The organism is Streptomyces sp. NPDC043176, assembly GCF_056436715.1.
Genome location: NZ_JBWKCA010000030.1, coordinates 14929 through 41808, shown reverse-complemented (window position 1 = coordinate 41808; position 26880 = coordinate 14929). Strand labels below are relative to the sequence as shown.

The window sequence follows — 26880 nt, the reverse complement described above, 5'->3', positions numbered from 1 at the left end:
ACCCGGGCCGTCGCGCCGGTGGCGGCGCACGGGCCCCCCAAGCCCAGGGAACCTCGGACGCGACCCCACTTCGCCCCGTGTGACCCGCGCCGCCGCCACTGCTCCGCAGTTACGTCGTACTCGAAAGGGCCACACCTTGAACGGTTCCAGGCGGAGAGTCATATCCGTGGTCGCGAGCGCCGCGATCCTCGGCGCCGCTGCCACGACCGGGGCGATCGCCGCCGTCCCGAGCGCTGCCACCCCGAAGCCGGCTCCGGCTTCGCAGACGATGCGGGCGCTCCCCAGCGCCCCCGTCGAGAAGGTCATCGTGACCTACAAGAGCCAGGCCGCCGAGGCCGGTTCCAACACCGCCGCGAAGAGCGACACGGCCGAGAAGGCCGCGAAGACGGGCGAGAAGCTCTCCTTCGAGCGCCGCCTCGCCGGCGGTGGCGCCCTGGTCGACCTGGGCGACAGCGCGACCAAGCAGGACGTGACGGAGGTCATGGACGCCTTCCGCGCCGACCCGTCCGTCGCCTCGGTCGAGCCCGACATCCGCGCCTACGCGATGGCGGTCACCCCGAACGACACCGACTACGCCAAGCAGTGGGACCTCTTCGAGGCCACCGGCGGCATGAACGTTCCCGCGGCCTGGGACAAGACGACCGGCTCCGGCGTCACCGTCGCCGTCATCGACACCGGCTACGCCGCCCACACCGACCTGGCGTCCAACGTCGTCGCCGGTTACGACTTCATCTCCACGTCCGCCGACGCCCGCGACGGCAACGGCCGCGACGCGGACGCGAAGGACGAGGGCGACTGGAACGCCACCGACGGCGAGTGCGGCACCGGCTCCAAGGCCTCCAACTCCTCCTGGCACGGCACCCACGTGGCCGGCACCATCGCCGCGACCACGAACAACACCAAGGGCATCGCGGGCATCGCGTACAACGCGAAGATCCAGCCCGTGCGCGTGCTCGGCAAGTGCGGTGGTTCGTCCTCCGACATCGCCGACGCCATCACCTGGGCCTCCGGCGGCACCGTGCCGGGCGTCCCGGCCAACGCGAACCCGGCGAAGGTCATCAACCTGAGCCTGGGCGGGGCCAGCTCCACCTGCCCGAGCGTCTACCAGACCGCCATCAGCGGCGCCGTCTCGCGCGGTACCACCGTCGTCGTCGCCGCGGGCAACAGCAACGCCAACGCCTCCGGCTTCACCCCCGCGAACTGCTCCGGCGTCATCACCGTGGCGTCGACCAGCCGTGAGGGCAACCGGTCGTACTACTCCAACTACGGCACCATCGTGGACGTGTCCGCACCCGGCGGCGAGACCCGCCGCTCGACCGACACCCCGGGTACCGTCACCACCCCCGAGAACGGCATCTACTCCACGCTGAACTCGGGCACGACGACCCAGTCGACCGAGAACTACAAGCCCTACCAGGGCACCTCGATGGCGGCCCCGCACATCGCCGGCCTGGCCGCCCTCCTGAAGTCGGCCAAGAGCACCCTCACCCCGGCCGAGATCGAGTCCGCGATCAAGACCAACGCCCGGCCGCTGCCCGGCACCTGCACCGGCGGCTGCGGCACCGGCATCGCCGACACCGCGAAGTCCGTCGACGCGGTCCTCGGCACCACCCCGCCGAGCGGCAACGTCTTCACCAACGCGACCGACGTGACGATCTCCGACAACACCACCGTGTCGTCCTCGATCGCCGTCACCGGCCGCACCGGCAACGCCCCCGCCGCCCTCAAGGTCGGCGTGGACATCAAGCACACCTGGCGCGGGGACCTGGTCATCGACCTGATCGCCCCCGACGGCACGGTGCGCAATCTGAAGGCGTCCTCCTCCTCGGACAGCGCCGACAACGTCCTGACCACGTACACGGTCGACGCGTCGAGCGAGGTCGCCAACGGCACCTGGAAGCTCCAGGTCCGCGATGTGGCCTCGGGTGACACCGGCTACATCGACTCGTGGAGCCTCACCTTCTGATCCACCGGTGACACACCACTGAACCACCCCCCACAACAGCATCCTTGCTGGTCAGCGACGCGCTCGTGGTCTATACCACGGGCGCGTTCTGGCGTGGGGCGAGCGCGTCGCGGCAGAGCCCTCTGTCCGTATGCCGGACAGAGGGCCTGGACTCTCCCCCCGGGCTCCGTATCCTCTGCGCACGGGGCTCATGGGCCGGGACCCGAGGGCCGGAGGTGGTGGACAGTGACGACAGCACCGCACCGCGCTGCCCCGGTGGGGCGCGAGGAACTCCTCGGCCGGCTCGAACGCGCCCTCCACGCACGCGGCCGCGCCCTGCTCACCGGCCCCGCCGGCGTGGGCAAGACCGAACTCGCCCTGGCCGAGGCCGGCCGCGCCGAGGCGCGCGGCGAGACCGTGCTGTGGCTGGCGCCCCTGCCCTCCGACCGGGACATACCCGGCGCCGCGGCCGCCGCGCTCGTCGCCTCCGTCGCCGCGACGGTCACCTCCGCGACGCCCGGGCCCGCGGTACCCGTCCCCGGGATCCTCGCGTCCGGCGTCTTCGACGAACTGCCCGGTCCGCAGCGCACCGCCGTCGCCATGCTGTGCCGCGAGGCACCGATCGAAGCGGGCGGCTGGGACCCCATCGCGCTGCGCCTCGGCATCGCCCGCATCCTGCGCACCCTGACCTGCCACGGCCCCGTCCTGCTCGTCGTCGACGGGGTGCAGCACGTCGACGCGGACAGCGCCGACCTGCTGCGGTTCGCCCTCCACCTGGCACCCCCGGCGCTGCGCGTGGTGGCCGTGGAGACCCCGGAGCCGTACGGCGAGGCCTACGAGCCCTACCGCGAGCCGTACCGCTCCGAGGACCCGCACGCCACGCACCTGTGGGTGCCGTCCGAGGCCGACGTGCTGCTCGTCCCGCCGCTGGCCGCCGACGAGATCGCCGAACTCCTCATCCACCACCGGCTCCCCTCCCGGATGGCCGGCCGCATCCACCGGGCCAGCGGCGGCAATCCGCGCCTCGCGCTCGCCGTCGGGCGGTCCCTCGCCGACGCGCGGACCCCCGTGCACCACGCCGAGGCCCTGACCCTGTCCGGCCGGGCCCGCGACCTCGCCCGCCAACTGCTGGGCTCCGCGCCCGCCGCCGTACGCGAGACGCTGCTGCTCGCCGCGCTGGCGCTGCGCCCCTCGGCGACCCTGGTCCGCCGGGCCGGGCGGCCCAACGCGGAGGCGGACCTCGCGGCGGCCGAGCGGGCCGGCCTGGTGTCGCTGGCCGAGGACGGGTCGGTCCGGTTCACCGCCGGACTGCTGCCCTCCACGCTCGTGCACGACGCCTGCTGGGCCGAACGGAGCGCCGGACACGCGGCCCTCGCCGAGGTCGTGGACGACCCCGTCGAGGCGGTGCGCCACCGGGCGCTGGCCACCGACTGCCCGGACGAGGAGCTCGCCGCCGAGGTCGCGGCCGCCGCCGAGGTCGCCCGGCGACGCGGCAACAGCGCGCTCGCCGCCGAACTCGCGCTGCTGGCCGCCGAGTCGACACCCGGTCGGCACGGCGGCAAGCGGCTCGCGCGGCTCGTCGACGCCGCCGAGGAGGCCGCCCGCGCGGCCCGCGCCGACCTCGCGATGCGGGCCGCCACCGACCTGCTCGCCCGCGACGCCGTGCCCGCCGACCGGGTGCGGGCGCGGCTCGCCGTGCTCGACACGGCCGGCCAGGGGCTGACCGGCCTCGACGAGATGTACGTGCACGCCATGGAGGACTCGGAGGGGAACACCGCGCTGCGGGCCGCTGTGCAGCTGCGGCTCGCCGTCAAGTACGTACTGGCGGACGGCGATCCGGAGCGCTCGCGGACGGCGGCGGTCGAATCCGCCGCGCTGGCCGCCTCGATGGGCGACCCCCGCACGGCGGCGCAGGCGCTGACCGTCCAGGCGCGGATGGAGCGGGCCCTCGGCTCACCGGACGCGGAGGCCGTGCTCGCCCAGGCCCGCGCCCTGGAACTGGCCGAGCGCCCGCTGGGGATCCGCAACGCCGCCCAGATCCTGACGATCCGTCACGCCCTGTTCGACGGGCGCCTCACGGAGGCCCGTGACGAACTGGGCGCCCTGCTCCCGCTGGTGCAGCGGCGCGGCTCCGTCGAGGACGCCATCGAGCTGCTCAGCACGCTCGCCGAGATCGAGTCCCGGATCGGCCCGTGCGGGGCGGCGCTGGCCCACGCCGGGCAGTCGCTCGCGCTCACCCTGGAGGCCGGCCTCTCCCCCGGCCCCGCCTGGTACGCCCTCGCGCTCGCGGAGACGGCGGGCGGCAGTTTCGCCCGGGCCGCCAGCTACGCGCGCCGCAGCGTCCAGGCCTCGGAGGAGGAGGGCGACCGGGTCTTCCTCTCCCGCAGCCGGTACGCGCTCGGCCGGGTCCAGCTGATCAACGGCGACGTGGCCGCCGCCCTGGAGACGCTGCGGCGCGTCCAGGCCGACGAGCGCGCCCAGTCGACCGTGGACCCGTCGATGCTGCGCTGGCACGAGGAGCTGGCGGAGGCGCTGCTGGCCCAGGACGCGGCGGACGAGGCCTTGGCGCTCCTCGCGGAGGTGCGGCCGGTGGCCGAGCGCCTCGGCCGGTCCACGGTCCTGCTCGGCTGCGACCGGGCGTACGCCCTGTGCCTGGCGGCGGAGGGGCGGACGGACGAGGCGGCGGACCTGCTGACCCGGACGGCGGACAGTTTCGGCCGGGCGGCACTGCCGCTGGAGCGCGGGCGGGCGCTGATCGCGCTGGCCCGGGTGGAGCGGCGCAGGCGGCGCCGGTCGGCGGCGCAGAGCGCCCTCCAGGCCGCGGCGGAGGTCTTCGAGCGGGCCGGGGCGGCGCCGTGGCTGGCGCTGGCGAGCGAGACGCCGGCGGCCGGCGCGGGCGACGGGCCCGGTTCCGCCGCGGGCGCCGAGGAGGCGCTGCCCGCCCTGTCCTCGCTGACGGAGGGTGAGCTGCGGCTCGCCCGGCTCGTGTGCCAGGGCGCCAGCAACCAGGAGGCCGCGGCGAAGCTGTACCTCAGCGTGAAGACGGTCGAGGCGCGGCTGACCCGCATCTACCAGAAGCTCGACGTCCGCTCCCGCGCACAGCTGGCGACGGCGCTGCGGCCGTGAGACGGCAGCCTCGACGGACGCCCCGGCGGCTGCGAGAGGCCACCCTCGGACCCCGCTCAGGCCGTGAGAGGGCGCGCCCCAGGGCAGCCCCGTAGCGGCCTCGGGGCATGCCCCGAGGCCGCTACGGGGCCACGGCTTCCGACGGGCGCTCCGGGCTCGGAGCGCGGCGCCTGAAGCGGCGTGTCCGTGCGCCGTGCCCGGAGCGACGGGCCGGTCCGGTGACTTCGGTCCGGTGGGGCCGGTCCGGTGGGGCCGTGGAACGCCGTCAGATCGTGAACGGCCGCTGGCCGAGGAAGGTCTCGTCGGGCGAGCCGGTCAGGTAGAGGTTCGGGCGCTGCCTCCGGGGCAGCTCCCTCTGGACGGCGGCGTGGAACTCTCGGTAACCGCCCTGGAAGGCGCCGTCGTCCCAGGTCTTGAGCACGGCGGCGGTGAAGGCTCCGTTGACGTCGCCGTCGGCGGCGACCTGGTCGTCCTGGCACGCCGAGAGGAGGAGGGCGTCGGGGCCCCGGCCGGCGGCGGCCGCGGACTTCGCGAGCGAGTCGCGCAGCTCCGTGAGGAACTCGCGGTCGCGCTCGTAGAGCTGCCGCTGCTGCGGCTCGGGCATGTACCGGCCGCGGATGTCCTCGTCCGTGCCGCCGGGCACCTCGATGCTGCTGCCGCTGTGGCAGCAGTCGAAGAAGGCGACGATCCGCACGCCGTCGGCGAAGGCCCGGAAGGCCCGCTGGACCTCGTCGTCGAGGAACTGGCGGTCGTACAGGACGAGGGTCTCGTCGAGCGAGTCCGGTTCGTCGTCCGTGCCGGACTCGTCGGGGACCTGACCGCCGTGTCCGGAGTAGCTGAAGAACAGGATGTCACCCGGCACGAGCCGGGCGGCCGCCTCGCCCAGCACGGCCGTGACGTTGGCGACCGTCCCTTCGGGCGTGAGCAGCGTGGTGGTCTCGAATCCGCCGGCCCGTGCGAGCCGTGCCATGTCGTGGGCGTCGTTCTCGCAGGCGACCAGCGTCCCTTCCCAGCCCTCGTACCGGGCCGGGTCGACGCTGTTCAGTCCGACGTGCACAGAGAGTCCGGTGGCCATGGGGTGCCTCCAGGTGAGATGCGGAGGAGATGCCGAGGAGCGTCTGTTCGGGTGGCCCTGCGCCCCGACGCCGATCACGACCCTCTCCACGCGGTACTTCCATCCTATGAACCCTTCGCAGCCTCCGCTCACTCCGTCCGGTTCCGTCGTCGACGGCGACGGCGTCGGCCGGTCCGCCCTCGCCGACCGCACCGGCTACGACGAGGCCTTCCTCGGCCCCGTCGTCCCGCTGCCGCTCCCGACGCGGGAGTCGGTCCCGACCGTGCTCCTGCCGTACACGCACTTCACCGTGGTGTTCCGCCCCGACAGACGGCTCGCGGCCTCGACGGCCGTGTGCATCGAAGGGCGGGAGCTCCTGGAGAACGTCCCCCGGGACGACGTCTGGGAGTTCGACCCGCGGCTGCCCGAGGAGCACCAGGCGGGCGACGACGTGTACCGGAACAACAGCCTCGACCGGGGTCACCTGGTCCGCCGGCTCGACCCGGTCTGGGGGGCTCCGGCCGTCGCCCACCGGGCCAACACCGACACCTTCCACTTCACCAACGCCGCCCCGCAGGCCGATGTCTTCAACCAGGGGAAACAGCTCTGGCAGGGGCTGGAGAACTACCTCCTCGACCACGCCGCCGAGTACGACCGGAAGCTGACGGTCCTCACCGGCCCGGTGCTCCACGACTCCGACCCGCCGTACCGGGGGATCCAGGTGCCGCTGAGGTTCTGGAAGGTGGCCGCCTTCATGCAGGACGGAGCACTGGCCTCCGCCGCGTACGTCCTGGACCAGAGCCCCGATCTGAGCCGGGACGCCGAGCGGGCCCTGGCGGGCGCGAAGGCCGGCGCGCCGCCGCCGCTGGGCCCCTTCCGCACGTACCAGGTGCCGGTCTCGGACGTCGCGGAGATCACCGAGCTGGAGTTCGGCCCGCTGCCGGACGTGGACGTGCTGCCGCCGGCGCGCGGCCCCGAGGAACGGTGGCGGCGGCTGGAGTCGTACGACGACGTCGTGCTGCACGCCTGACGACGCCGCGGCCCCGCCGGGCAGCGATTGCGGGTGGTCCGGGGCGGTGGAACGATGAAAGGGATCACCTCCGGCGCCGGAGCGACCGGCGCTGCGCGAAGAGCGCCGGGCAGGTGCGGTATGCCGCTCACCGAGACGGAGTGGGGGCTGGTGGCCAGCTGGGTGCGGGACCATCTCCTGAACACCCCTGAGCCACGGGAGACGCTGCTGCGCGCCGGGCTGCCGGCGGACTTCGTGCACTACCTGCCGCTGACGCCGGACGCCGACCGGAACGCGCTGCTGGTGGTGGCGGCGGCCCGGCGGGACATCGCGCACCAGCGGCGGCTGCTGGCCGTGCTCGCCGGTCTCGACGCGCTGGCGGCCATCGACGACCCGCACGCCTTCGAGCAGGGCGCGGAGGCGCGCAACCTGCTCACCCGGCTGCGGGAGGACGAGCGGCTGCGGCGGTCGCCGCGGGACCCGTTCGACAGTCTGCTCCTGAAGCACGGCACGGAGGTGTTCCTGGACCGGAGCGAACTGCGGGAGAAGCTGCGGGGCTTCCTGGCCGATCCGGAGCAGACGGTGCTGGTCGTCGACGGTCCGCCGGACAGCGGGCGGTCGTACACGTACGAGTTCATCCGGCACCTGGGCCAGCACTGCGACTTCCGTCCGGTGCGGGTGACGCTGTCCCGCACGTCCACGGCCGCGCGGCTGATGGAGCGGCTCGCGGCGTTCGTGTCGGGGCCCGGGGCCGGCGAAGTACTGGCGAACCCGACGGGGTTGAACGATCCGCTGCCGTGCTTCGAGGACGCCGCGCACCGGATCGTCGCGCGCGCGACCGCGGCCGAGGACCGGTTCTGGCTGGTGCTGGACGACTGCGACCGGCTGGACCCGCAGTCGGACGTGTGGGACTGCATCGGCGTCCTCGCCCGGGCCGTGTACGAGTACACGCCGGTGCGGGCCCAGACCGTGCCCCGTCTCGTCCTGCTCGGCTACGCGACGACGATGCGCCAGCTCCCTTACGAGATACGCAAGAACGAGTGCCGGGACACGACCCGCCTGGTGGACGAGGGCGATCTGCGCGCCTTCTTCACCGAGTTCTTCGGCGACACGCTGCCCCCGGGGCAGGAGGGCTCCGTCGGCGTGCTGACCGAGACGGCCGTCGCCGAGGTGCTCCGCGCCGTCGAAGCGCCCTCGAACGGCGACAGTTACATGCGCCGGGTCTGCACGGCCGTCGAGGACGTCGTACGGCTCCGCCGGGCGCTGCCACCGGCCCCGGCACCGCTGCCCGGGGCGGCCGGACCACTGCTCCGTGACGCGCTCCGCACCGGTCTCGCCGCGCCCGCCGCCGCCCTGCCCGACCTGCGCAGGTCCTACCGCGAGGCCGCCTGCCTGCTCCAGGAGTTCGACCCGGCACGGCTGCGCCTGCCGGACGAGGAGCTGTCCACCGGGCGGGCCGTCCTGGAACTCGTCGACGACTGCACCGGCCTGCCCTCGCCCGAGGGCGCGCCGGCCACGGTGTGGACGCTCAAGCCGGAGGTCCGCGAGGCGGCGCTGGCGGGCCTCGCGGGGCCGCTCGCCGCCCTGCGCGTCCTGCGGACCAACATCGGCCTGCGCCCGGCGGGCCCCGGCCCGGAGCGCGCCGCCCTGGCCCTGCTCACCGGCGGCCTCCCTCCCGACGCGGAGGCGGCGGGCCATCCGCTCGACGACCTGCCCCCTCCCCCGGTGCAGGACCCGGTCGAGGAGCTCTCCGACACCCTTCAGGCCGTCCTGTGGCTGAGCCGGGTCCCGGGCGTGACCGGCCTGCCGGCCGTCGACGACGTCCAGCACCGGCTGGAGAAGGCCCGGCTGCTCCAGCCGATGCACCGGCTGATCCGGGGGACCTTCCACGGCCGCACCGCCGAACTCGACTCCCTGCACGCCTATCTGGCCCTGCCCGAGGAGCCGGCGGAGCCGCCCGTGCTGCTGTACGGGGTGGGCGGCATCGGCAAGAGCACACTGCTCGCCAAGTTCCTCATCGACGCGCTGGCCGCCTCACCGGACGGATTCCCCTTCGCGTACATCGACTTCGCCCGTCCGACGCTCTCCATCCACGAGCCGGCCACCGTGATCGCGGAGGTGGCACGCCAGCTGGGCGTCCGCTATCCCGCGCTCCGCGCCGAGTTCGACGCGCTCGCGGACGAGTGCGAGCGGACCGCGGCCGTGCAGCGCGGCGAACGCAACGAACTCGACGACCTGCACCAGCTGGCCGGCACGCGCGCCACGATGGGCCGCGACTACTCCGCCGACTTCCATGCCCGGGCCAGCGCCCGTGAGCAGGAACTCGCCCACCGGGCCGCGTCCCTGGTCGCCGAGGCCGTCCGGCCGCCCCCGGGCGGCACGGCCCCGCCGTTCCTCGTCGTCTTCGACTCCTTCGAGGAGGCCCAGTACCGGGGCTCCCCCGTCATCGCGCGCATGTGGGCGATCTGGACCGCGCTGCGCGCGGCCTACTCGCGCCTGCGGTACATCGTCTCCGGCCGCGCGCCGATCGACCATCCGGCCCGGATCCTCACCCCCCGCTCGATGGAGCTCACCGAGCTGGACCACCGGGCTTCGGTGGACCTGCTGATGTCGTCGGGGGTGGACGACGAGCCGCTCGCCGAGGACCTCGCCGACCGGATCGGCGGTCATCCGCTGAGCCTGCGGCTGGCGGCCCGTACGGCGGTCGCGCTCGGCACCGACTCCCGCTCGCTCGGCGAGCTGCTGCGCGGACTGCCGTCCCGGCGGCGGTACTTCGACCGGCAGGTCGACCAGATGCTGATCCAGGGCACGCTGTACGACCGCCTTCTCAAGCACATCGCGGAGGACGACGTGAGGGCGCTCGTCCAGGCCGGTCTCGCGCTCCGGTTCATCACCCCCGACCTGGTCCGTGAGGTGCTGGCGGATCCCGCGGGGCTCCGGGTGGACACCGCGGCGGAGGCGCGGCGGCTCTACGGCCTGCTGACCTCGCGCGTCGACCTGATGGAGTCGGCCGGGCCGGGGGCCATCCGGCACCGGGCCGATCTGCGGGCCATCATGCTGCGTCTCTCGGACCGGGCGCGGACCGATCTGATGCGCACCGTGGACGGCAGGGCGGTCGCCTACTACGCGGCCCGCGAGGGCGCCGGGGCCCGCGCCGAGGAGATCTACCACCGGCTGCGGCTCGGCGAGAACCCCCGTACGGTGGAGGCGCGTTGGGAACCGGGCGTGGCCCCGTACCTGGGCGGGTCGACGCACCGGGAGATGTCGCACCGCTCGGCGGCGTTCCTCCTCGGCCGGATCGGCGGCCACGTGCCCGACCAGATCATGACCGAGGCCGACCAGGAGGACTGGGAGCGGATCGCCGCGCGCGAGGTGGAGGACCTGCTCACCCAGGGGTACGTGGAGGCGGCGGCGCAGCGGCTGGCCGAGCGGCGACCGTGGACGCCGTGCAGCAGGCTGCACGCGCTGCTGGCCGAGACCCTCGCCCGGTCCGGCCGGTCGGCGGAGGCCCGTGAGGGCGCCGAGCGGGCCGTGGACCGGGCGGAGGAGGCGGGCTGCGCGGAGACCCAGCTCGAACTGCTGCAGCTGTCGGCGCGGCTCGCGCAGGACGCGGGGGACTTCGCGGACGCCGACCGCGACCTCCAGGAGGCGGAGGACCTGGCGGCGGGCCTCGGGCTGCGGTACGAGTCCCTGGGCGTCCTGGTCGCCCGTTCGCGGCTCGCGGCGCTGGCCGACGTGGACTCCGCTCCGGCCGAGGAGCGGCTCGCCCGGACCCTGCGGGGGATGCCGGACGCGGACCTGGCACGGCAGCCGTCCCTGGCCCGTACGGCGGCCGCCATGGCCTGCCGGGCGGACCCCAGGCTCCTGGAGCACACGCTGAGGCTGGTGGGGCTCCCGGCGGACGAGGAGGCCGTCATCACGGAGCTCGCCCGCTGGATCGACACCACCCTGACCGACGAGCCGGGGCTGCTCGGGCCGCTGGCCCGGATCCTGGCGTCCGCGGCCGGCGAGGCCGATCCACCCGCGGACGCGGGCCGTCCCGACCTCGAACGGATCGAGCGGTACCTGCGGGAGGCACGGCGGCGCGGCACCCTGGACGCCGTGGCCCGACAGGCGCTGACCCTGCGGGACGGCAGCGGTGACCTGCTGCTCGGGGTCGCCTCCGCGATGGACTCGGGGCCGCACGGCCCGGGCGAGGGCGGCGCGCCGGACGGCGGGCAGCCGCGTCCCCCGGCCGGGCCGCTCCCCCGGTACGGCGGCGCGGGCCTGTGGACGCGGCCGCCGCCGAACGCGGCGGGCGCGGCGCTGCGCAAGGTGCCGTTCCTGGCGCAGTCGGAGCTGGTCCGGGTCCGCAACGCGGTGATGGAGGCGGGTCTGGCCGACCGCGCCCTGCGGCCCGCGCTGCTCAGGGGCATCCCCGGATACTTCACCGCCACCCTCGAACCGATCGACGACCCCCTGGAGCAGGCGCATGCCGACCTGAACGCGATGAACCAGGTCGAGCGGCTGCTCGACGGTCTCGTGCCGCTGGAGATCTGGCTGCACAACGCGATCGAGCACGTCCGCGAGCCGGGCCCGCGGGCCGTCCTGCAGGGCGCGCTCGACGCGGTGGCGCGCGAGATCACGGGCGAGGCGGAGCTGCCGGCCGACCTGATGCCCGGGGAGCTGAAGGAGGAGATCGTCCTCCAGGACGACACCGTGCCGTACGAGTTCCTGCAGGGCGGCATCCGGGCCGGGGCGTCCGTCGCGCTGCTGCGGATCCCGCCGTACGAGTCGGGGGCGCCGCTCCTCCCGTCGTATCCGCACGGCGGCACCGGGTGGATGCTCGCACCGGGGCTGCTGATCACCAACCACCACGTGGTGATGGCCCGTTCGTGGGAGGCGGGCGTGCGGCCCTACGTGAGCGACGAGGACCTGCGGCTCCAGGCGCTGATGTCGCGCTCCCGCTTCGACTTCGTCGAGAACGCGGCAGCCGCCCCCGAGGCGACGGCCGGGGAGCTCGCCGCCTGGGACGAGGCACTCGACTACGCCATCGTGCGGCTCGCGCCCGACGAGGAAGGGCGACCGACGCTGAAGGTCGCGACCCGGCCGCTGCTCGTCCGGGAGCGGCAGCGCGTACCGGTCAACATCATCCAGCACCCGGGGGGCCTTCCGAAGCGGGTCGCGCTGCGCAACAACCTGGTGTACCGGGCCGACGACCACGACCTCCTGTACTTCACCGACACGCGGGGCGGCTCCTCCGGTTCCCCGGTCTGCCTCGACGACTGGACGGTGGTGGGGCTGCACCGCGGGACGCGGAAGGTCGACGAGGTCGAGTTCCAGGGCGGGAAGACCCGGTTCGTGAACGTCGGCACGCAGATGAGCAGCATCCTGGCCCATCTCCGCGAGTTCCGGCCGAAGTTGTACGAGGAGGTCATGGCGGCCCAGTCGGGGCGGCCGGCCCCCGGAGAGCACACGAACGGGAAGCCGAGGTGAGGGAGCATGGCGAACGGACCGAGCAGCGTGTCACCGGTCGCGACGGCCACCGAGCGGATCTTCGGCGATCTGCGGGAGGTCGCGGAGCGCGTGCGCGCCGGCCTGGAGGCGGAGATCGCCGAGTCCGCGCAGGAACTCCCCGCCGAGGTGGCGCCGGCGGCGGAGATCTCGCGCTTCGCCCGTGAGGAGCGGGCCCGCGTCCTGGAGGCCGGGGTCAGCGGCCTGGAGAAGCTGGCGGCGCACCGCGGGGACGAGCTGGAGCCGGACGAGTCGTTCGGGGTGGAGGCGATCGTCCTCCTGGAGGGCCGTCCCGCGATCCTGGTGCAGCGGCAGGACTTCGCCCCGCAGCGGGACGAGTGGTCGGTGCTCGACGGGCACCGGGCCGCGATCCGCGAGTCCCTCCTGCGGGTGGGCCGGGTCGAGGTCTCGGGGCACCCCCGGCTCGACTGGATCGGCACGGCGTTCCTGGTGGGGCCGCGCACGGTCATGACCAACCGCCACGTGGCCGTGGAGTTCAGCCGGCTGGAGGACGGCAACGGCCGGTGGACGTTCGAGTACGGCATGTCGGCGCGGGTCGATCCGGCCGAGGAGCTGCCCGTCGACGGCGTGCCGGACGCGGCCACGGTCCCTTACGAGGTCGTCGAGGTCGTCGGCATCCACCCCGACGTCGACATGGCCCTGCTGCGGATCGAGCCGTCCGCCGACGGCGCCCTGCCCAGTCCGCTCGCGGTGGCGGCGGACGCCCCGGCGAGCGTGCCGGGCCGCCCGGTCTACGTGGTGGGGTATCCGGCCTGGGACGGCCGGCGCAACGAGCCCGAGTCGATGCGCCGGATCTTCATGGACGTCTACAACGTCAAGCGCCTCCAGCCGGGCGCCGCCACCGAGTTCACCCCGGGCGGCCTGGTGATGAAGCACGACTGCTCCACCCTCGGCGGCAACAGCGGCTCCCCGGTCTTCGACCTGACCGACCACCGCGTCCTCGGCCTCCACTTCGGCGGCCGCTACCGCACGGGCAACTTCGCGGTCCCGCTGTGGGAGATGGTGGACGACCCACTGCTGGCGGCGGCCGAGGTCAACTGGGTCTAGGACCTGTCTGACAATTCCCGTCGGGTCCACTCGGACAGGCCCTAAGGGGCGAGGACGTCGGCGAACGTGCCGCGGGCGGTGGTTCCGTCCGGGAGCCGCCACTCGGCGGTGAGGCGGCCGGCGGCCTGGGCGTCGTCGGGGCCGGGGCGCAGGACGCGCCGGAGGCGGAGGGTCGGTTCGGCGGGGGTGGGGGCGCCGGGGGTCCGTACGACGATGTCGGTGCGGTCGGGGCCGTCGGTGACCCGCACCAGTTCGGCGGCGTCGGCTGCCTCGGTGAGCGTGGCGGTGACGGTGGGGTCGGGGGTGTCGTCGACGGACTGGTCCTGTGCGACGGCGCGGCCGGCGATCAGGGCGTACAACTGGGCTACGAGGACCGGGTCGTGGGTGCCGTCGTAGATCCAGCGCGTGCCGAGGACACCGTGCTCGGAGGTGCCGATGAGGGCGTGTTCGGCGCCTTCCAGCGGGGCCCCGCGGTAGGTCATGGGGACCAGGTGGACGACGACGTCGTCCCCGGTGCCGTCGGCGACGGCCATGAACTCGATGCCGACCTCGCCCGCCGGGTCGTCGAGCCGGAATCCGCCCGCCCTGGCCGGCCGCGGCCCGCCGTCGCCCGCGGTGTACCAGGCTCGGGTGGGCAGCCACTCGGTCAGCAGCTCCAGCTTGGTGGGCTGCATCGTCGTGTGGTGGATGACGGCCATCGTGGGCTTCTTCCTCTCGACCAGGACCTGTCCGGCGGATCAGGGCGCGACCCCGGCCATGATCCGCCGGACGCGCCCCGGGGGCAACCGGCGAGGCCGGAGCCCGGGAGGCGTGACGCACCGGCGCGGGTGGCGGCCCGCCCCGCCCCGGTGCCGCGATCCACTGTTAGTCTCGCCATGTCCTTTTCATCACTTTTGTTCGGCACGTCTTCGTGCCGCCCCTGAACGGGAGCAGCAATGACCGGTGGACCCGAACCCATCAGCGCCGCGGCCCGTGAGGCGCTCCGGCAGCAGCTCGCCGATCTGCGCACCGAGCGCGAGACCGTGGCCGCCACCCTCGGCGGGCCCCACGACGAGGTCGGCGACCAGGCGGACCAGGCCGACGAGTTGCGGCGCGCGGACGAGCTCGACCGGCTCGACGACCGCATCGCCGAGATCGACGGCCGGCTTCGCGAGGGATCCGCCGCCGGAGCTCCGGACGCCGTGTCCGTCGGCGTCGGCAGCTCCGTGACGGTGCGCTTCTCGGACGGCACGGAGTCCGCCCTGCACGTCGGCGAGCTCGCCGACGCCGACGACCCTGCGCTGGTGACGGCGGACAGTCCGCTCGGCCGGGCGCTCATGGGCCACCGCGCCGGTGACACCGTGACGTACGCGACGCCCGCGGGGCGGACCACGGCGGTCGTGCTCTCGCTCGGCTGACCGCCCTGCGGGAGGCTCCGTCCTCGGCGTCGTCGTCTCCCGGCTGGTGTGTGCGCGCTGTTCGCCGCGCGCGGCGCGATCCCGCTGGGCGGCGGTCCCGTACGCGGCACGGCACGGCACGACGCCCCCGGCACCGGAGTCAGGCGTCGGAGCCGTCCCCGGCGCGGGGTTCGCCCTCGCGGACGGTGCAGTGGAGCGAGTCGTCCAGGAGGTCGGGCGGGCTTGAGCGTGTGGCCCGCGTCCCTCGCGCCCTCGCCCGTCGCGCCCGCGCCGACGACCGTGTGGAGCTCGTCGATGAAGACGATGATCTCGCCGCTCGCCTTCCGGACGTCCTCGCCGTCCTTCACCGCCTTCCACGTGGGTGTGTCGAGAAGTTCGTACGACGACTCCGTCATGAGCCGCCCGATGGGGACGCTCTGCACCGCCGGGGGCGACGACGCCGGTGACATGCCGAAGAACCTGTTCAGCATGTCGCCGAACGGAGAGTGGCGACCCTGCGGGGGGGGCGAGCCCGCGGAGGGTTGCGACACGCCCGTCCCGCCCGGATGGTCCGCTTTCCCGGCTCGGGGCTCCGCCCCGTCGACGATGGCCTTATGACCTCCGCGATCCCCCCGCAGCCCCCGGACGACCCGAGCACCCCGAACGGTTCGAACGACCGGAGCACCTCGGACGCCCCGGACGACCCGAACAACCCGACCGGCCCGGACAGTCCGAACGACCCGACCGGCCCGGACAGCCCCGACGGCTCGACCGGCTCGGGCGGCCCGGGCGGCCCGGGCGGCCCGGGCGGCCCGGGCCGGCAAGGCGGGCAGGGCATCGGCGTCCGGGCCGGGACGCTGCTGCGGCGCCCCGCGCTCTGGCTCGTCCCGACGCTGCTGAGCGCACTGGTGGCGCTGCTGCTCTCGCTCCTCTACATGGGTGGCATCCTCAACCCGGGCGACCAGCTGCACCGGCTGCCCGTCGCCCTCGTCGACGAGGACCGGGGACGCCCGCTGCCGGGGCAGCGGGAGACCCTCGGGAAGCAGATCACCGACGCGATCGTCTCGGCCTCGCAGGGGAAGGAGAGCGTGGACTGGCGCCTGCTCGACCGCGCGGAGGCCCAGGACGCGCTCGCCTCCGGGAAGGTCTTCGGCGCGCTGGTCGTCCCCGAGGACTTCACGGCGTCCGTCGCCGCCCTGACCACGAACCGGGCGACGGTACGGCCGACGCTCACCGTGCTCACCAACCCCGGTCTCGGCAGCCTGGGCTCCTCCCTCACCGCCCAGATCAACCAGAACGCCGCTCACCAGGCCTCCCTGACCATCGGCAAGCAGCTCGCGGCCACCACCTCCGTCCCCACGACGCGCCTGCTGCTGGCCGACCCGGTGGAGGTCACCACCCGCGTCGGCCATCCGATCGGACGGCACAGCGGCCTGGGCCTGACCGCCTTCTACTACACCCTGCTGCTCGTCCTCGGCGGCTTCATCGGCGGGAACCTGGTCAACACCGGCGTCGACACCGCCCTCGGATACGCCGACAGCGAGCTCGGCCCCTGGCACACCCGCCGGCCGACCGTGCCCGTCGACCGCACCCGGACCCTCATGGTGAAGATGGTCATGACGGCGGGCATCTCGGTCCTGACCACGACGCTCGTGATGGTGGCGACGATCGGGATCCTGGACATGGACGCCTCGCACCTGCCGATGCTGTGGCTCTTCTCCTACTGCGCGACGGTCGCCGTCGGTCTCGGCGTCCAGGCCATCAACGCCGCCTTCGGGGGCATCGGGCAGCTCGTCTCCATGTTCGTCTTCATCGCCCTGGCCCTCCCTTCCTCCGGTGCGACCGTCCCCCTGGAGGCCACCCCCGGCTTCTACCGTTTCCTCGGCGTCTTCGAGCCGATGCACCAGCTCAGCGCCGGTGTCCGGGCGATCCTCTACTTCGACGCGCAGGCCGACGCCGGCCTCGCCCGGGGCTGGATCATGATCGCGATCGGCACGGCGGCCGCCCTGCTCTTCGGCTTCGCCATGACCCGCTACTACGACCGCAGGGGTCTCGCCCGTCTGACCCCGCAGCCGGTCTGACCGCCCGCCCGGCTTGCGGCCGGGCGGCTTACGACCGGGCGGCTTACGACCGGGCGGCTTACGGCCAAGACGCTCCCGGCCACGCGGTGGTGCCCGCTACTCCCATTCGTCCCAGGGCGGCTCGGTCTCGTCCTCGCCGAAGAGCGGCGGCTCGTCGTCGTACGGCGCGGAGGACCGCGCCACCGGAGCGGGCGCCTCGGAGGACCCGGAGGACCCGGAGGACCCGGCGGGCGCTGCGGGCGCTGCGGGCGCGGTCGGTGCGGAGTCCTGACCGGCGGCGGCCGGGGCGGGCGCCGCCGGGTCGGCTGCCGGGGCCTCGCACTCGGCCAGGGCGGCCAGGACTCCGTCGGCGTACTTGGTGAGCTTGGCCTCGCCGACGCCGCCGACGGTGCCGAGCTCCTCGACCGTGCCGGGGAAGAGGGTGGCGATCTCGCGGAGGGTCGCGTCGTGGAAGACGACGTACGCCGGTACGCCCTGCTCGCGCGCGGTCGCGGCCCGCCAGGCGCGGAGGGCCTCGAACACCGGGACGGCGGCGGCCGGCAGGTCGACCGGCACGCGGGCCCCCTTGCCCGAGCGTGCCCCGGGCTCCTTGCGAGCCGGTGCGGCGGGCGCCTTCTCCTTGCGCAGGGAGACGGAGAGGCGGCCGCCGAGGACCTCGCCGCTCCGGTCGGTGAGGACGAGCGTCCCGTAGTCGCCCTCCACCGCGAGCAGTCCCTGTGCGAGGAGCTGGCGGACGACCCCGCGCCACTCGGCGGTGCCGAGGTCGGACCCGACGCCGAAGACCGACAGCGCGTCGTGGTCGAACTGGATGACCTTGGCGGTCTTCTTGCCCTGGAGGATGTCGATGATCTGGCCGGCCCCGAACTTCTGGCGCCTTTCCTTGGCCAGCCGCCACACGGTCGACAGCAGCTTCTGGGCGGCGACCGTCCCGTCCCAGGACTCGGCGGGCGTCAGGCAGGTGTCGCAGTTGCCGCACGGCGTGCCGGACTGCCCGAAGTACGCGAGGAGCCGGACCCGGCGGCAGTCGACCGTCTCGCAGAGCGCGAGCATGGCGTCCAGGTGCATGCCGAGCGCCCGGCGGTGCTGCTCGTCGCCCTCGGAGCCCTCGATGAGCTTGCGCTGCTGGACCACGTCCTGCAGGCCGTACGCCAGCCACGCCGTGGCCGGTTCTCCGTCGCGGCCCGCGCGGCCGGTCTCCTGGTAGTAGCCCTCGACGGACTTCGGCAGGTCCAGGTGGGCCACGAAGCGCACGTCCGGCTTGTCGATGCCCATGCCGAAGGCGATCGTGGCGACCACGACGACGCCGTCCTCCCGCAGGAAGCGGGCCTGGTTGGCCGCCCGCGTGCGGGCGTCCATGCCGGCGTGGTACGGCACGGCGTCGATGCCGTGCTCCACGAGGGCGGCCGCGGTCTTCTCCACCGAGGCCCGCGAGAGGCAGTAGACGACGCCGGCGTCCCCGGCGTGCTCGGTCCTGATCAGGTCGAGCAGCTGCTTGAACGGGTTGTTCTTGGGGACGATGCGGTACTGGATGTTCGGCCGGTCGAAGCCCGCCACGAAGTGCCGGGCTTCCTCCAGCCCCAGACGCGCCGCGATCTCGGCGTGGGTGGCCTCCGTCGCCGTGGCGGTCAGCGCGATCCGCGGCACCTTCGGCCAGCGCTCGTGCAGCATGGAGAGGGCGAGGTAGTCGGGCCGGAAGTCGTGGCCCCACTGGGCGACGCAGTGCGCCTCGTCGATCGCGAAGAGCGACACCTTGCCCCGGTCGAGCAGCCGCTGGGTCCCCTCGGTCCGCAGCCGCTCGGGAGCGAGGTAGAGCAGGTCCAACTCGTCGGCGACGAAGGCCTGCTCGACGGCCTGCCGCTCGTACGGGTCCTGCGTCGAGTTGAGGAAGCCGGCCCGCACCCCGAGCGCCCTGAGCGCGTCCACCTGGTCCTGCATCAGCGCGATGAGGGGCGAGATCACCACGCCCGTGCCGTCTCTGACCAGGGCGGGGATCTGGTAGCAGAGGGACTTGCCGCCGCCGGTCGGCATCAGGACGAGCGCGTCGCCGCCACCGACGACCTGCTCGATGATCTCCTGCTGCTCGCCCCGGAAGGAGCTGTATCCGAAGACGCGCTGGAGCACCCGTGCGGCGTCGGAGATCTCGATGGATTCGTCGGAAAGGACCATCCCCGAAGCCTATCCGCCCCCGCCGACACTCCGGTCCCGTCCGCCGCAACCTGTGGACAACCCCGCCCGCGGTCGCCGCCGGGACCGGCCGACCCGCCTGGACCGGCTTCCGCGGGCAACCTCCCGGGCCGTCCCGGCAACCTCACAGGCCGTCCCGGCAACCTCCCGGGCCGTCCCGGCGTCCTTCCGTGCGGCACGCGTCGGCCGATCCGACGCCCACGGGCCACGTACGGCCCGGGGAACGCGACCAGCCGGCAGCGGACAGGACATGCGATGAGCGACAAGGCCCGGATCCTCTTCGACGCGCTCGACCTCGATCAGGACGGCGCCCTGACGCGGGCCGAGGTCATCAGCGCACTCCGGGCCAAGGGCCCGACGCTCGCCGCGCGGGGCGTCATCCCGGTCTGGGGCGTAGGGGACGACGACGCCGCCTCGGCGCTGTTCGACGAGGCCGACCAGAACGGCGACCGCGTCCTCAGCCTGCAGGAGTTCGCCACCCTGGTGGACCGCCGCTTCGGCTGGTGAGGCGCGCGACGGTCAGGCGGCCGTCGCCACGGCGGCCGTCACGGGCGTGAGGGCGGGGGCCTGGCCGTGCGCGAGGGCGGTGCCGGCGGAGGCGGCCGCGCCGAGGAGTGCGGCGTCCCCGGCGCGGACGGCCTCGCGCGGCATCGCCCGGAGCCCGGCGAAGCGGGCCCGTTCCGTGCTGTCGTACGCGGCGGCCGGCAGGGCCAGGGGGTCGACGCCCCCGCCCGCGTCCTCGGGCCGCGAGCCGAAGCCGAGGATTCGCACCGCCGGCATGCGGCGGCCGAAGTCCTCGATGGCCTCGCCCTGGCGCTGGGCGAACAGCACCGTGCTCCCGTCGAACATGAGGCAGTCGGACGCCGTCTCGGCCCGTACCGCGATCCGCGCGATCTCCTCGTGCGACAGCGGGCACGTCAGGGCGTCCCGTACGGCCGGGACCACGGTGACGCCGGCCCTGATCGCCCGCTCGCCGGCTCCCGCCGCGAGCCGGACCGCGGCGTTCACGGGACCCGGCCGATCGTGTCCGCGTGCCCGGGCTCCGCGGTGCGCACGTCCCCCGACGCCTCAGTGAGGGCGTCCCCCGACGCGGCCTTGTGGACGTCCCCCGACGCCGCCGTGCGTACGCCTCCCGACGCGGCCCTGTGGACGTCCCCCGACGCCGCCGTGCGTATCGCTTCCGTGAGGGGCAGGGCGGCGCCCTCGCGGAACGCGATCGCGTACGAGGAGTCGCCGAGGCCCGCCCGGGCGTCGGCGGCGATGCGGTCCACGTCGGTCCGCTCGGCCTCGGGGAGGGGGGCGCCGGTGCTCCGGCGGGCGGCGTCGGCGGCGCCGAGGAGGAGCGCGGCCCGGGTGAGGCCGGGGATGGTGCCCGTGGCCGCGGCGGCGCCCGCGGTCCCCTCGAAGGAGAGCGCGAGGGCGCGGGGCTCGTCGAGTTCCCGGGCGAAGGCGAGGCCTTGTGCCTGGTACGCGGCGGCCCGTTCGGGCCGGCCGCGGAGTTCGGCGGCGAAGCCGAGCTCCACGTGGATCAGGTGCTTTCCGGCGGTCGACGACGGGTAGCGGTCGCGCAGGGTCCGCAGATGGTCCTCGGCGGCGTCGAGGTCGCCCGAGCGGCGCGCCCCGAGGGCGAGGCCCATGAGCGCGAACACCTCGCCGAACATGTGCCCCTGCTCGGCGGCCGCACGCCGGGCGCGCTCGTGCAGGACGCGGGCCTCCTCCCACTCTCCGGCGAGGAGCGCGAGCCGTCCGAGGCCGGCGAGGCGGGCGGAGACCTCCGCGGCCAGTCCGAGGCCTTCGGCGAGCCGCAGGCCTTCGGTCTGCCGGGCCGTGGCGGCGGCGTGGTCGTCCTCGACCTCGGCGAGCGCGGCGAGGACGGGAACGGCCTGCAACTCGCCCCAGCCGTCGCCGAGTTCCCGGAAGGCCCGGGCTCCGCCGAGGGCTTCGCCGCGTGCGGTGCGCAGGTCGCCCTCGGCGAACGCGGTGTGGGCGCGCAGCACCCGGGTGGCGGCAACGCCCCACGGATCGGCGGTCGCGGTGAACCGTTCGGAGGCACGGGCGTTGACGCGGGCGGCCGCCGCCGGGTCGCCCGCGTGGTACAGGCCGTACGCGTACAGCCAGAGCGCGCGGCCGTGGCGCACGGGGTCGGCGATGTCCGCTTCGGGGCAGTCCGTGTCCGGCGCGTGGCCACCGGTCAGCATGAGGAACGCCCCGTGCAGCAGACGTAGTTCGGCCGATCCTTGGCCGGGGGCGGTCTCCAGGACGGCGGCGAGCGTGCGTCGCGCCTCGTGCAGGCGGCCGCGCAGCAGCCACCACGGGCACAGGGCCGTGGCCAGTCGCTCGGCGCTCGTGGGGTCGCCGGTGCGCAGGGCGTGGTCGAGGGCCGCGCGCGTGTTGGCGGACTCGGCGTCCAGGCGGGCGAGCCCGGCGCGCTGCCCGGCTCCGCGGAGCCGGGCTTCGGTGCGCTCGGCCAGGTCGCGGTGGTAGCGGACGTGGCGAGCCGCCGTGCCGTCCCACTCCCGCGCCTCGTGGAGCCGGTCGCGGGCGTAGGCGGCGACCGATTCGAGCAGTCGGTAGCGCGGCCCGTCGGCGGTCTCGACCGTCATGACGAGGGAGCGGTCGACCAGGCTGCCGATCAGGTCGAGCACGTCCTCGCGGGCTGTGCCGTCGCCCGCGCACACCGTCTCCGCGGCCTCCAGCGAGCAGCTTCCGGCGGGGACGGCCAGTCGGCGCAGCACGGCCTGTTCCGACGGGTCGAGCAGGTCCCAGCTCCAGTCGATGACCGCCCGCAGGGTCTGCTGCCGGGCCGGCAGTCCCCGCCGTCCCGACGCGAGGAGCCGGAACCGGTCGCCGAGGCGCGCCGCCAACTCCCTTACCCCTAAGGCACGTACGCGTGTCGCGGCGAGTTCCAGGGCGAGGGGGAGGCCGTCGAGCCTTCGGCATATCTCCGCGACGGCGTCCCGGGTGGTTCCGAGCCCGGCCCCCGGCCCGTCCCCGTGCCCGCCCTCGTCCTCGGCTTCGGGCGTGAAGCCGGGCGCCGCCGCCACGGCCCGTTCGGTGAAGAGCCGGGCGGCGGCGTCGGGCCCGAGGGGTTGGACGGCGTAGACCGCCTCGCCGGGCAGCCGCAGCGACTCCCGGCTCGTGGCGAGCACGCGCAGCCCCGGAGCGGTGTGCAGGAGCGAGGCGACCAGCTCGGCGGCGGGCTCGATCACGTGCTCGCAGTTGTCCAGGACGAGCAGGGCCTCACGCTCCCCCAGCGCCGCGAGGAGGGCCTCCGCCGGGTCGGCCGCGCCCCGTCCCGGGGACGTCGAGTCGCGTACGCCGAGCGCCACGGCCACCGTCTGGACGAGATCGGCGGCTCCCGCCGTCTCCGCGGGCAGTCCGCCGAACTCGACGAACCACACGCCGTCCGGCGTCCCGCCGTCCGGGTCCACCGCGAGCCGTGCGGCGACGGCCAGGGCGAGCCGGGTCTTGCCCACCCCGCCCGGCCCGGTCAGGGTCACCAGCCGTCCGGCCCCGAGGAGCCGGCCGACCCCCTCCAGGGCCTCCTCCCGCCCGACCAGCGCCGTCGTCGGAACGGGCAGACGCGGACGACGGGGACCAGGACCGGAGGAGACGGAGGCCTCGCAGGCGTACGCGCCCCGGGCGTACGAGTCCCTGGCGTACGCCTCCGGGGCGGGCCCGGCGAGCGCGGTTTCCGGCACCGGGCGGGGCCGCTCCGGGCTCGTACGGCCCGCGGCGGCGGCCGGCCCCTGGTCGGTGGCGCCGGCCGAGGACCGTACGACGGCGACGGACCCCGCGGGCTCGGGGGACGGGTCGAGCCCCGGGTCCTGCCGCAGGATCGCCTCGTACAGCGCCCCGAGTCCGGGGCTCGGGTCGAGGCCCAGTTCGTCGGCGAGCAGGGTGCGGAGTTCGGTGTACGCGGCGACCGCCTCGCTCTGCCGGCCGGCGGCGTACAGGGCCCGCATCCGCACGGCGCGCAGCCGCTCGCGCAACGGGTGGCGGGCGACGAGCCCGGCCGTCTCGCCGAGCAGGGAGGGGTCGCCGAACCCCAGCCGCGCCTCGGCCTGTTCCTCGACGACGACGAGCCGCTCCTCGGCGAGGCGTCGGGCCGTGGGGCGCGCGAACTCCTCGTCGGCGAAATCCGCGTAGGCGGGCCCGCGCCACAGCTCCAGGGCCTCCGCGAACAGGGCCGCCCTGTCGCGCGGTGCGGCGACGAGGCGGGCCCGGGCCGCGAGCGCGCGGAAGCGCTCCGCGTCGACCTCGGTCGCGCTGTCGTCGAGGCGCAGCCGGTACCCGGCGGGCTGGTGGGAGACGCGGTCGCGGCCGATGACGCGGCGGAGCTGGGAGACCTTGGCCTGCAGCGCGTTGGCGGGGTTGCCCGGGACGGCGTCCCCCCAGATGTCGTCGACGAGGCGGTCCGTCGAGACCGGACGTCCCTCGTGCGCGAGGAGGTCGGCGAGGAGCGCCCGCACCTTGGTCTCGGGCACCCGCAGCGGTGCGCCGTCGGCGTCCCACACCGCCACCGGACCGAGCACCCCGAACCTCATGGCAGAAACCCTACACATCCATGATCGTCCCGCCCTCGGTGGACCGTCAGCGGACCGTCAGCGTTCCCGAAGCGGCCTGCGCGACCTTCGGTCCAGCGGGGCTCGCCGCCCCGACGGGAACCAGGACGAGGGAGCACGACCATGACCACGACCACGACCACGACCGCCACTGCCATCACGCCCGGGACCAACCTCGGGGTCCACGAGGCCTCCCCGTTGTTCCAGCCGGCCCGCCTCGGCGCGCTGCGGCTGAGGAACCGGCTGGTCATGGCGCCGATGACGCGGAACCGGGCGGGCGCGACCGGCGTTCCGGAGCCGATCATGGCCACGTACTACGCACAGCGCGCCTCGGCCGGGCTGATCATCGCGGAGGCCGCGACGCCCAACGCGGTGGGTGCGACGTACCCCAACATCCCCGCGATCCACGACGACACGCACGTGGCCGGGTGGCGGCGGGTGACGGAGGCGGTGCGGGAGGCCGGCGGGCAGATGTTCCTGCAGTTGCAGCACGGCGGAAGGGTCGGGCACCCGGAGACCACCGGCCTCCATCCGCTGGCCCCGTCGCCGGTCCCGCTCCCCGGCACGGTCTTCACCCCCTCCGGGCACCAGGAGGCCGTGGTGCCACAGGAGATGACGAGGGCTCAGATCGACTCGACGGTCGCCGACTTCGCCGAGGCCGCGCGCCGGGCGGTGGAGGCCGGTTTCGCCGGGGTCGAGGTGCACTCCGCCAACGGCTACCTGCTGCACCAGTTCCTGTCCGGCGCCACCAACCGGCGTACCGACGGCTACGGCGGTCCCGTCGCGCACCGCATCCGCTTCACGGTGGAGGTCGTCCGCGCGGTCGCCGAGGCGATCGGCCCCGAGCGGGTGGGGGTGCGCATCGCCCCCGGCGTCACCGCCAACGGCATGACGGAGGACGACGTCGAGGCGGTCTACCCGGCGCTCCTCGAAGCCCTGCGCGACCTGGGCCTCGCCTATCTGCACGTCGTGTTCGCCGACCCCGGCCAGCCGCTGTTCCACACGCTCCGCGCGGCCTGGCCGGGCACGCTCGTCGCGAACCCGGCCCTGCCCTGGCCCGGCCCCCTGCCCGCCGACGGCGGGCGCGGCGCCGGCGAGCGCCTCCTCGCGGCCGGCGCGGACCTGGTCTCCCTCGGCCGCTCCTTCCTCGCCAATCCCGACCTGGTCGCCCGGATGCGCGCCGGCGCGCCCCTCAATCCGATCCGCGACGCCCATCTGATGTACGTGGGCGGCGAGACCGGCTACACCGACTACCCGACGCTCACCTGAAACGCCCCTGCCGGGTCGGCGGCTGCACCCGCTTCAGATGGGCCCGCCACGGGCCGTCCGCCATCTCGAACTGCACCACGAGCGGCCCCTCGGGCAGCGGGACGGTCTCACGGCGCTTGCCGATCTCGTTGACCACGTTGTCGTCCTCGGGCAGGGCGGTGTGGTCGTCGTGCCCGTAGAGCTCGAAGACGTTGACGATGAGGTTCTCGACTCCCCGGTAGTGGATGGCGAGGTCCGCCACTCCCCCCGTGTGCAGCAGCACCTCGGGGCCGCGGAAGTCGGCCTCCTCCTCCGTCAGGCGAGGGGCGGCCGCCAGCGGCGACACCTCCACCCGCCACGGCCCCTCCGCCTCCAGCCGCATCCGCAGGGTCCCGTTCTTGGGCACCGTGGCGAGCACCCGTCCCCGGAAGTCGTCCTCGGTGCTGTTGACGAGGTTGTCCGTCTCCTTGTTGCGCCAGTTGAGGACCGAGAGCCCCGTGTACCCGTCGCCCTCGACGTCGAGCCGGACGACGACCGGCCCCGGCGGGAGCCCGTCGACCGTGATCACGTCGTTGTCCCGGCCGGTCTGCGTGTACGGCTCGAAGACGGGTCCGTACGACCACAGGCCCGGCCCTCCCGGGGCGGCGGGACCGGCCGGACCGACCGGCGGAACCTGCGTCCCCGGCGTGGCCGCCGCGGGCGCCGCCGGAGGCGCGAACCCCTGGGGCGCCGGAACTGCCGGCGGAATGAGGCCCGGCGCCTTCGAGGCCGCGGGGCCCGGGTCCTGCGGTGATCCGAAGCCCTGCGCCGGCGGCGGACCGAAGGCGGGCGGGGGCGCGAACCCCGGCGCGGGAGCGGGAGCGGATGGAATCGCCGGAGTCGGCGGGGGCGCGAAACCCGGCGCGGCCGGGGGCCCGAATCCCGGCGCGGGCGGAGCGGTGAAGCCCGAGGCGGGCGGCGGAGCGGGAGCCGGGGCCGGGGCGGGAGCGGCGGGCTGAGTCGTGAACCCCGACGCGGGCGGCGGGGCAGGAACCGGAGCGGGAGCCGCGACCGGCGTGGCACCCGGTCCCGGCGGGGTGGACATCGCCGGAGCCGGGCCCGGGGACGCGCTCGGCGTGGGCGACGCGCCGGTGCCGGAGGCCGTACGGCCGGGGGCCGGGTCCGCCACGTCCACGCCGTGGTCGGTGGCGAGGCCGGCGAGGCCGTTCGCGTATCCCTGGCCGACGGCCCGGAACTTCCAGCCGCCGGCGCGCCGGTACAGCTCGGCGATCACCATCGCGGTCTCGCCGGCGGCGTCCGTCACGTCGTAGCGCGCGACGGACGTGCCGTCGGGCGCGAAGGCCTCGACCGCGAGGCCGGCGACGTCCCGGAGGACGCCGGTGTCGGTCGAACCGATCACCAGGACGCGGGTGATCCGCTCCTCGACGGCCGTGAGGCCGATGTCCAGCCAGGCCGTCCCGCCGCCCGCCGCCGTGAGCCGGACGGCGCCCGACGGGTGCACGGGCGCGCCGTGGAAGACGACGTCCCCGTCCCCCCGGACCACGCCGCCCTCGGTGAGCAGCAACGCCATCGCGTCCAGGCCGCCGTGTACGGCGATCCGCAGCGGCACGGTCGGCACGTAGCCGTTGCCGCCCTTGGTCATCTCCCCCACGACGTACCGGTCCTTCCCCTCGTGGTCCCACCCTCGTCGTTCACGGAACGATCTTGCAGCGGCGGGCGGCCGCGGACAAG

The 26880-nt window shown here is 74.7% G+C and carries 15 protein-coding genes; 9 read left to right on the top strand and 6 right to left on the bottom strand.

Going from position 1 to position 26880, the window contains the following annotated elements; all coding sequences use genetic code 11:
- Positions 1 to 268 precede the first annotated feature (268 nt).
- Both AC067A_RS33315 and AC067A_RS33310 read left to right on the top strand, forming a co-directional pair.
- The gene (locus AC067A_RS33315; protein WP_479246827.1) at positions 269 to 1966 is read left to right on the top strand and encodes a S8 family serine peptidase; all 1698 of its coding nucleotides are present in this window, start codon (positions 269 to 271) and stop codon (positions 1964 to 1966) included.
- A gap of 225 nt (positions 1967 to 2191) precedes the next feature.
- Positions 2192 to 5071: a helix-turn-helix transcriptional regulator gene (locus AC067A_RS33310; protein ID WP_479246779.1), complete on the top strand. Its 2880-nt coding sequence runs from the start codon at positions 2192 to 2194 to the stop codon at positions 5069 to 5071.
- Between the two features lie 265 nt (positions 5072 to 5336).
- Here AC067A_RS33310 and AC067A_RS33305 read toward each other — a convergent pair whose 3' ends face one another.
- Complete coding sequence (locus AC067A_RS33305; RefSeq protein ID WP_479246777.1) at positions 5337 to 6146, bottom strand: caspase family protein; 810 nt, start codon at positions 6144 to 6146, stop codon at positions 5337 to 5339.
- A gap of 106 nt (positions 6147 to 6252) precedes the next feature.
- Between AC067A_RS33305 and AC067A_RS33300 the strand changes: the two genes are divergently transcribed.
- The 3 genes from AC067A_RS33300 (at position 6253) to AC067A_RS33290 (ending at position 13695) form a co-directional block, all read left to right on the top strand.
- Entirely contained in the window at positions 6253 to 7155 is a 903-nt protein-coding gene (locus AC067A_RS33300; protein WP_479246775.1) for a DNA/RNA non-specific endonuclease, read from the top strand.
- A 120-nt stretch (positions 7156 to 7275) separates the two neighbouring features.
- Positions 7276 to 12609 carry a trypsin-like peptidase domain-containing protein gene (locus AC067A_RS33295; RefSeq protein WP_479246772.1) on the top strand — a complete coding sequence of 1778 codons (5334 nt, stop codon included), beginning with the start codon at positions 7276 to 7278 and terminating at the stop codon, positions 12607 to 12609.
- Positions 12610 to 12615: 6 nt separating this feature from the next.
- Positions 12616 to 13695, top strand: a complete 1080-nt coding sequence (locus tag AC067A_RS33290) for a trypsin-like serine peptidase (RefSeq protein WP_479246771.1) — start codon at positions 12616 to 12618, stop codon at positions 13693 to 13695.
- A gap of 41 nt (positions 13696 to 13736) precedes the next feature.
- Here the strand turns inward: AC067A_RS33290 and AC067A_RS33285 are convergent, their stop codons facing one another.
- Positions 13737 to 14393 (bottom strand): maltokinase N-terminal cap-like domain-containing protein, encoded by a 657-nt coding sequence (locus AC067A_RS33285; protein WP_479246769.1) that lies wholly within the window; start codon positions 14391 to 14393, stop codon positions 13737 to 13739.
- Positions 14394 to 14630: 237 nt separating this feature from the next.
- On the opposite strand from AC067A_RS33285, the gene AC067A_RS33280 reads away from it, so the two are divergent.
- Complete coding sequence (locus tag AC067A_RS33280) at positions 14631 to 15092, top strand: GreA/GreB family elongation factor (protein ID WP_479246768.1); 462 nt, start codon at positions 14631 to 14633, stop codon at positions 15090 to 15092.
- 593 nt (positions 15093 to 15685) lie between these two features.
- Entirely contained in the window at positions 15686 to 17152 is a 1467-nt protein-coding gene (locus AC067A_RS33275) for a YhgE/Pip domain-containing protein (protein WP_479246767.1), read from the top strand.
- 96 nt (positions 17153 to 17248) lie between these two features.
- Here AC067A_RS33275 and recQ read toward each other — a convergent pair whose 3' ends face one another.
- Positions 17249 to 19318 (bottom strand): DNA helicase RecQ, encoded by a 2070-nt coding sequence (gene recQ, locus AC067A_RS33270; protein WP_479246765.1) that lies wholly within the window; start codon positions 19316 to 19318, stop codon positions 17249 to 17251.
- Between the two features lie 273 nt (positions 19319 to 19591).
- On the opposite strand from recQ, the gene AC067A_RS33265 reads away from it, so the two are divergent.
- Complete coding sequence (locus AC067A_RS33265) at positions 19592 to 19843, top strand: EF-hand domain-containing protein (RefSeq protein WP_479246763.1); 252 nt, start codon at positions 19592 to 19594, stop codon at positions 19841 to 19843.
- 12 nt (positions 19844 to 19855) lie between these two features.
- On the opposite strand, the gene AC067A_RS33260 is transcribed toward AC067A_RS33265, so the two are convergent.
- Together AC067A_RS33260 and AC067A_RS33255 are read right to left on the bottom strand one after the other, a co-directional pair.
- Positions 19856 to 20344 carry a hypothetical protein gene (locus tag AC067A_RS33260; RefSeq protein ID WP_479246762.1) on the bottom strand — a complete coding sequence of 163 codons (489 nt, stop codon included), beginning with the start codon at positions 20342 to 20344 and terminating at the stop codon, positions 19856 to 19858.
- A complete protein-coding gene (locus tag AC067A_RS33255) occupies positions 20341 to 23883 on the bottom strand; it encodes an AfsR/SARP family transcriptional regulator (RefSeq protein ID WP_479246759.1) in 3543 nt (1180 codons plus the stop codon). Before AC067A_RS33255 ends, AC067A_RS33260 begins: the two co-directional genes overlap by 4 nt.
- 141 nt (positions 23884 to 24024) lie before the next feature.
- Between AC067A_RS33255 and AC067A_RS33250 the strand changes: the two genes are divergently transcribed.
- Positions 24025 to 25170: an alkene reductase gene (locus AC067A_RS33250; protein ID WP_479246757.1), complete on the top strand. Its 1146-nt coding sequence runs from the start codon at positions 24025 to 24027 to the stop codon at positions 25168 to 25170.
- Here the strand turns inward: AC067A_RS33250 and AC067A_RS33245 are convergent.
- Positions 25163 to 26791, bottom strand: coding sequence for a TerD family protein (locus AC067A_RS33245; protein ID WP_479246825.1), 1629 nt, complete (start codon positions 26789 to 26791; stop codon positions 25163 to 25165). The two genes, AC067A_RS33250 and AC067A_RS33245, sit on opposite strands and share 8 nt — an antisense overlap.
- Positions 26792 to 26880: the final 89 nt, after the last annotated feature.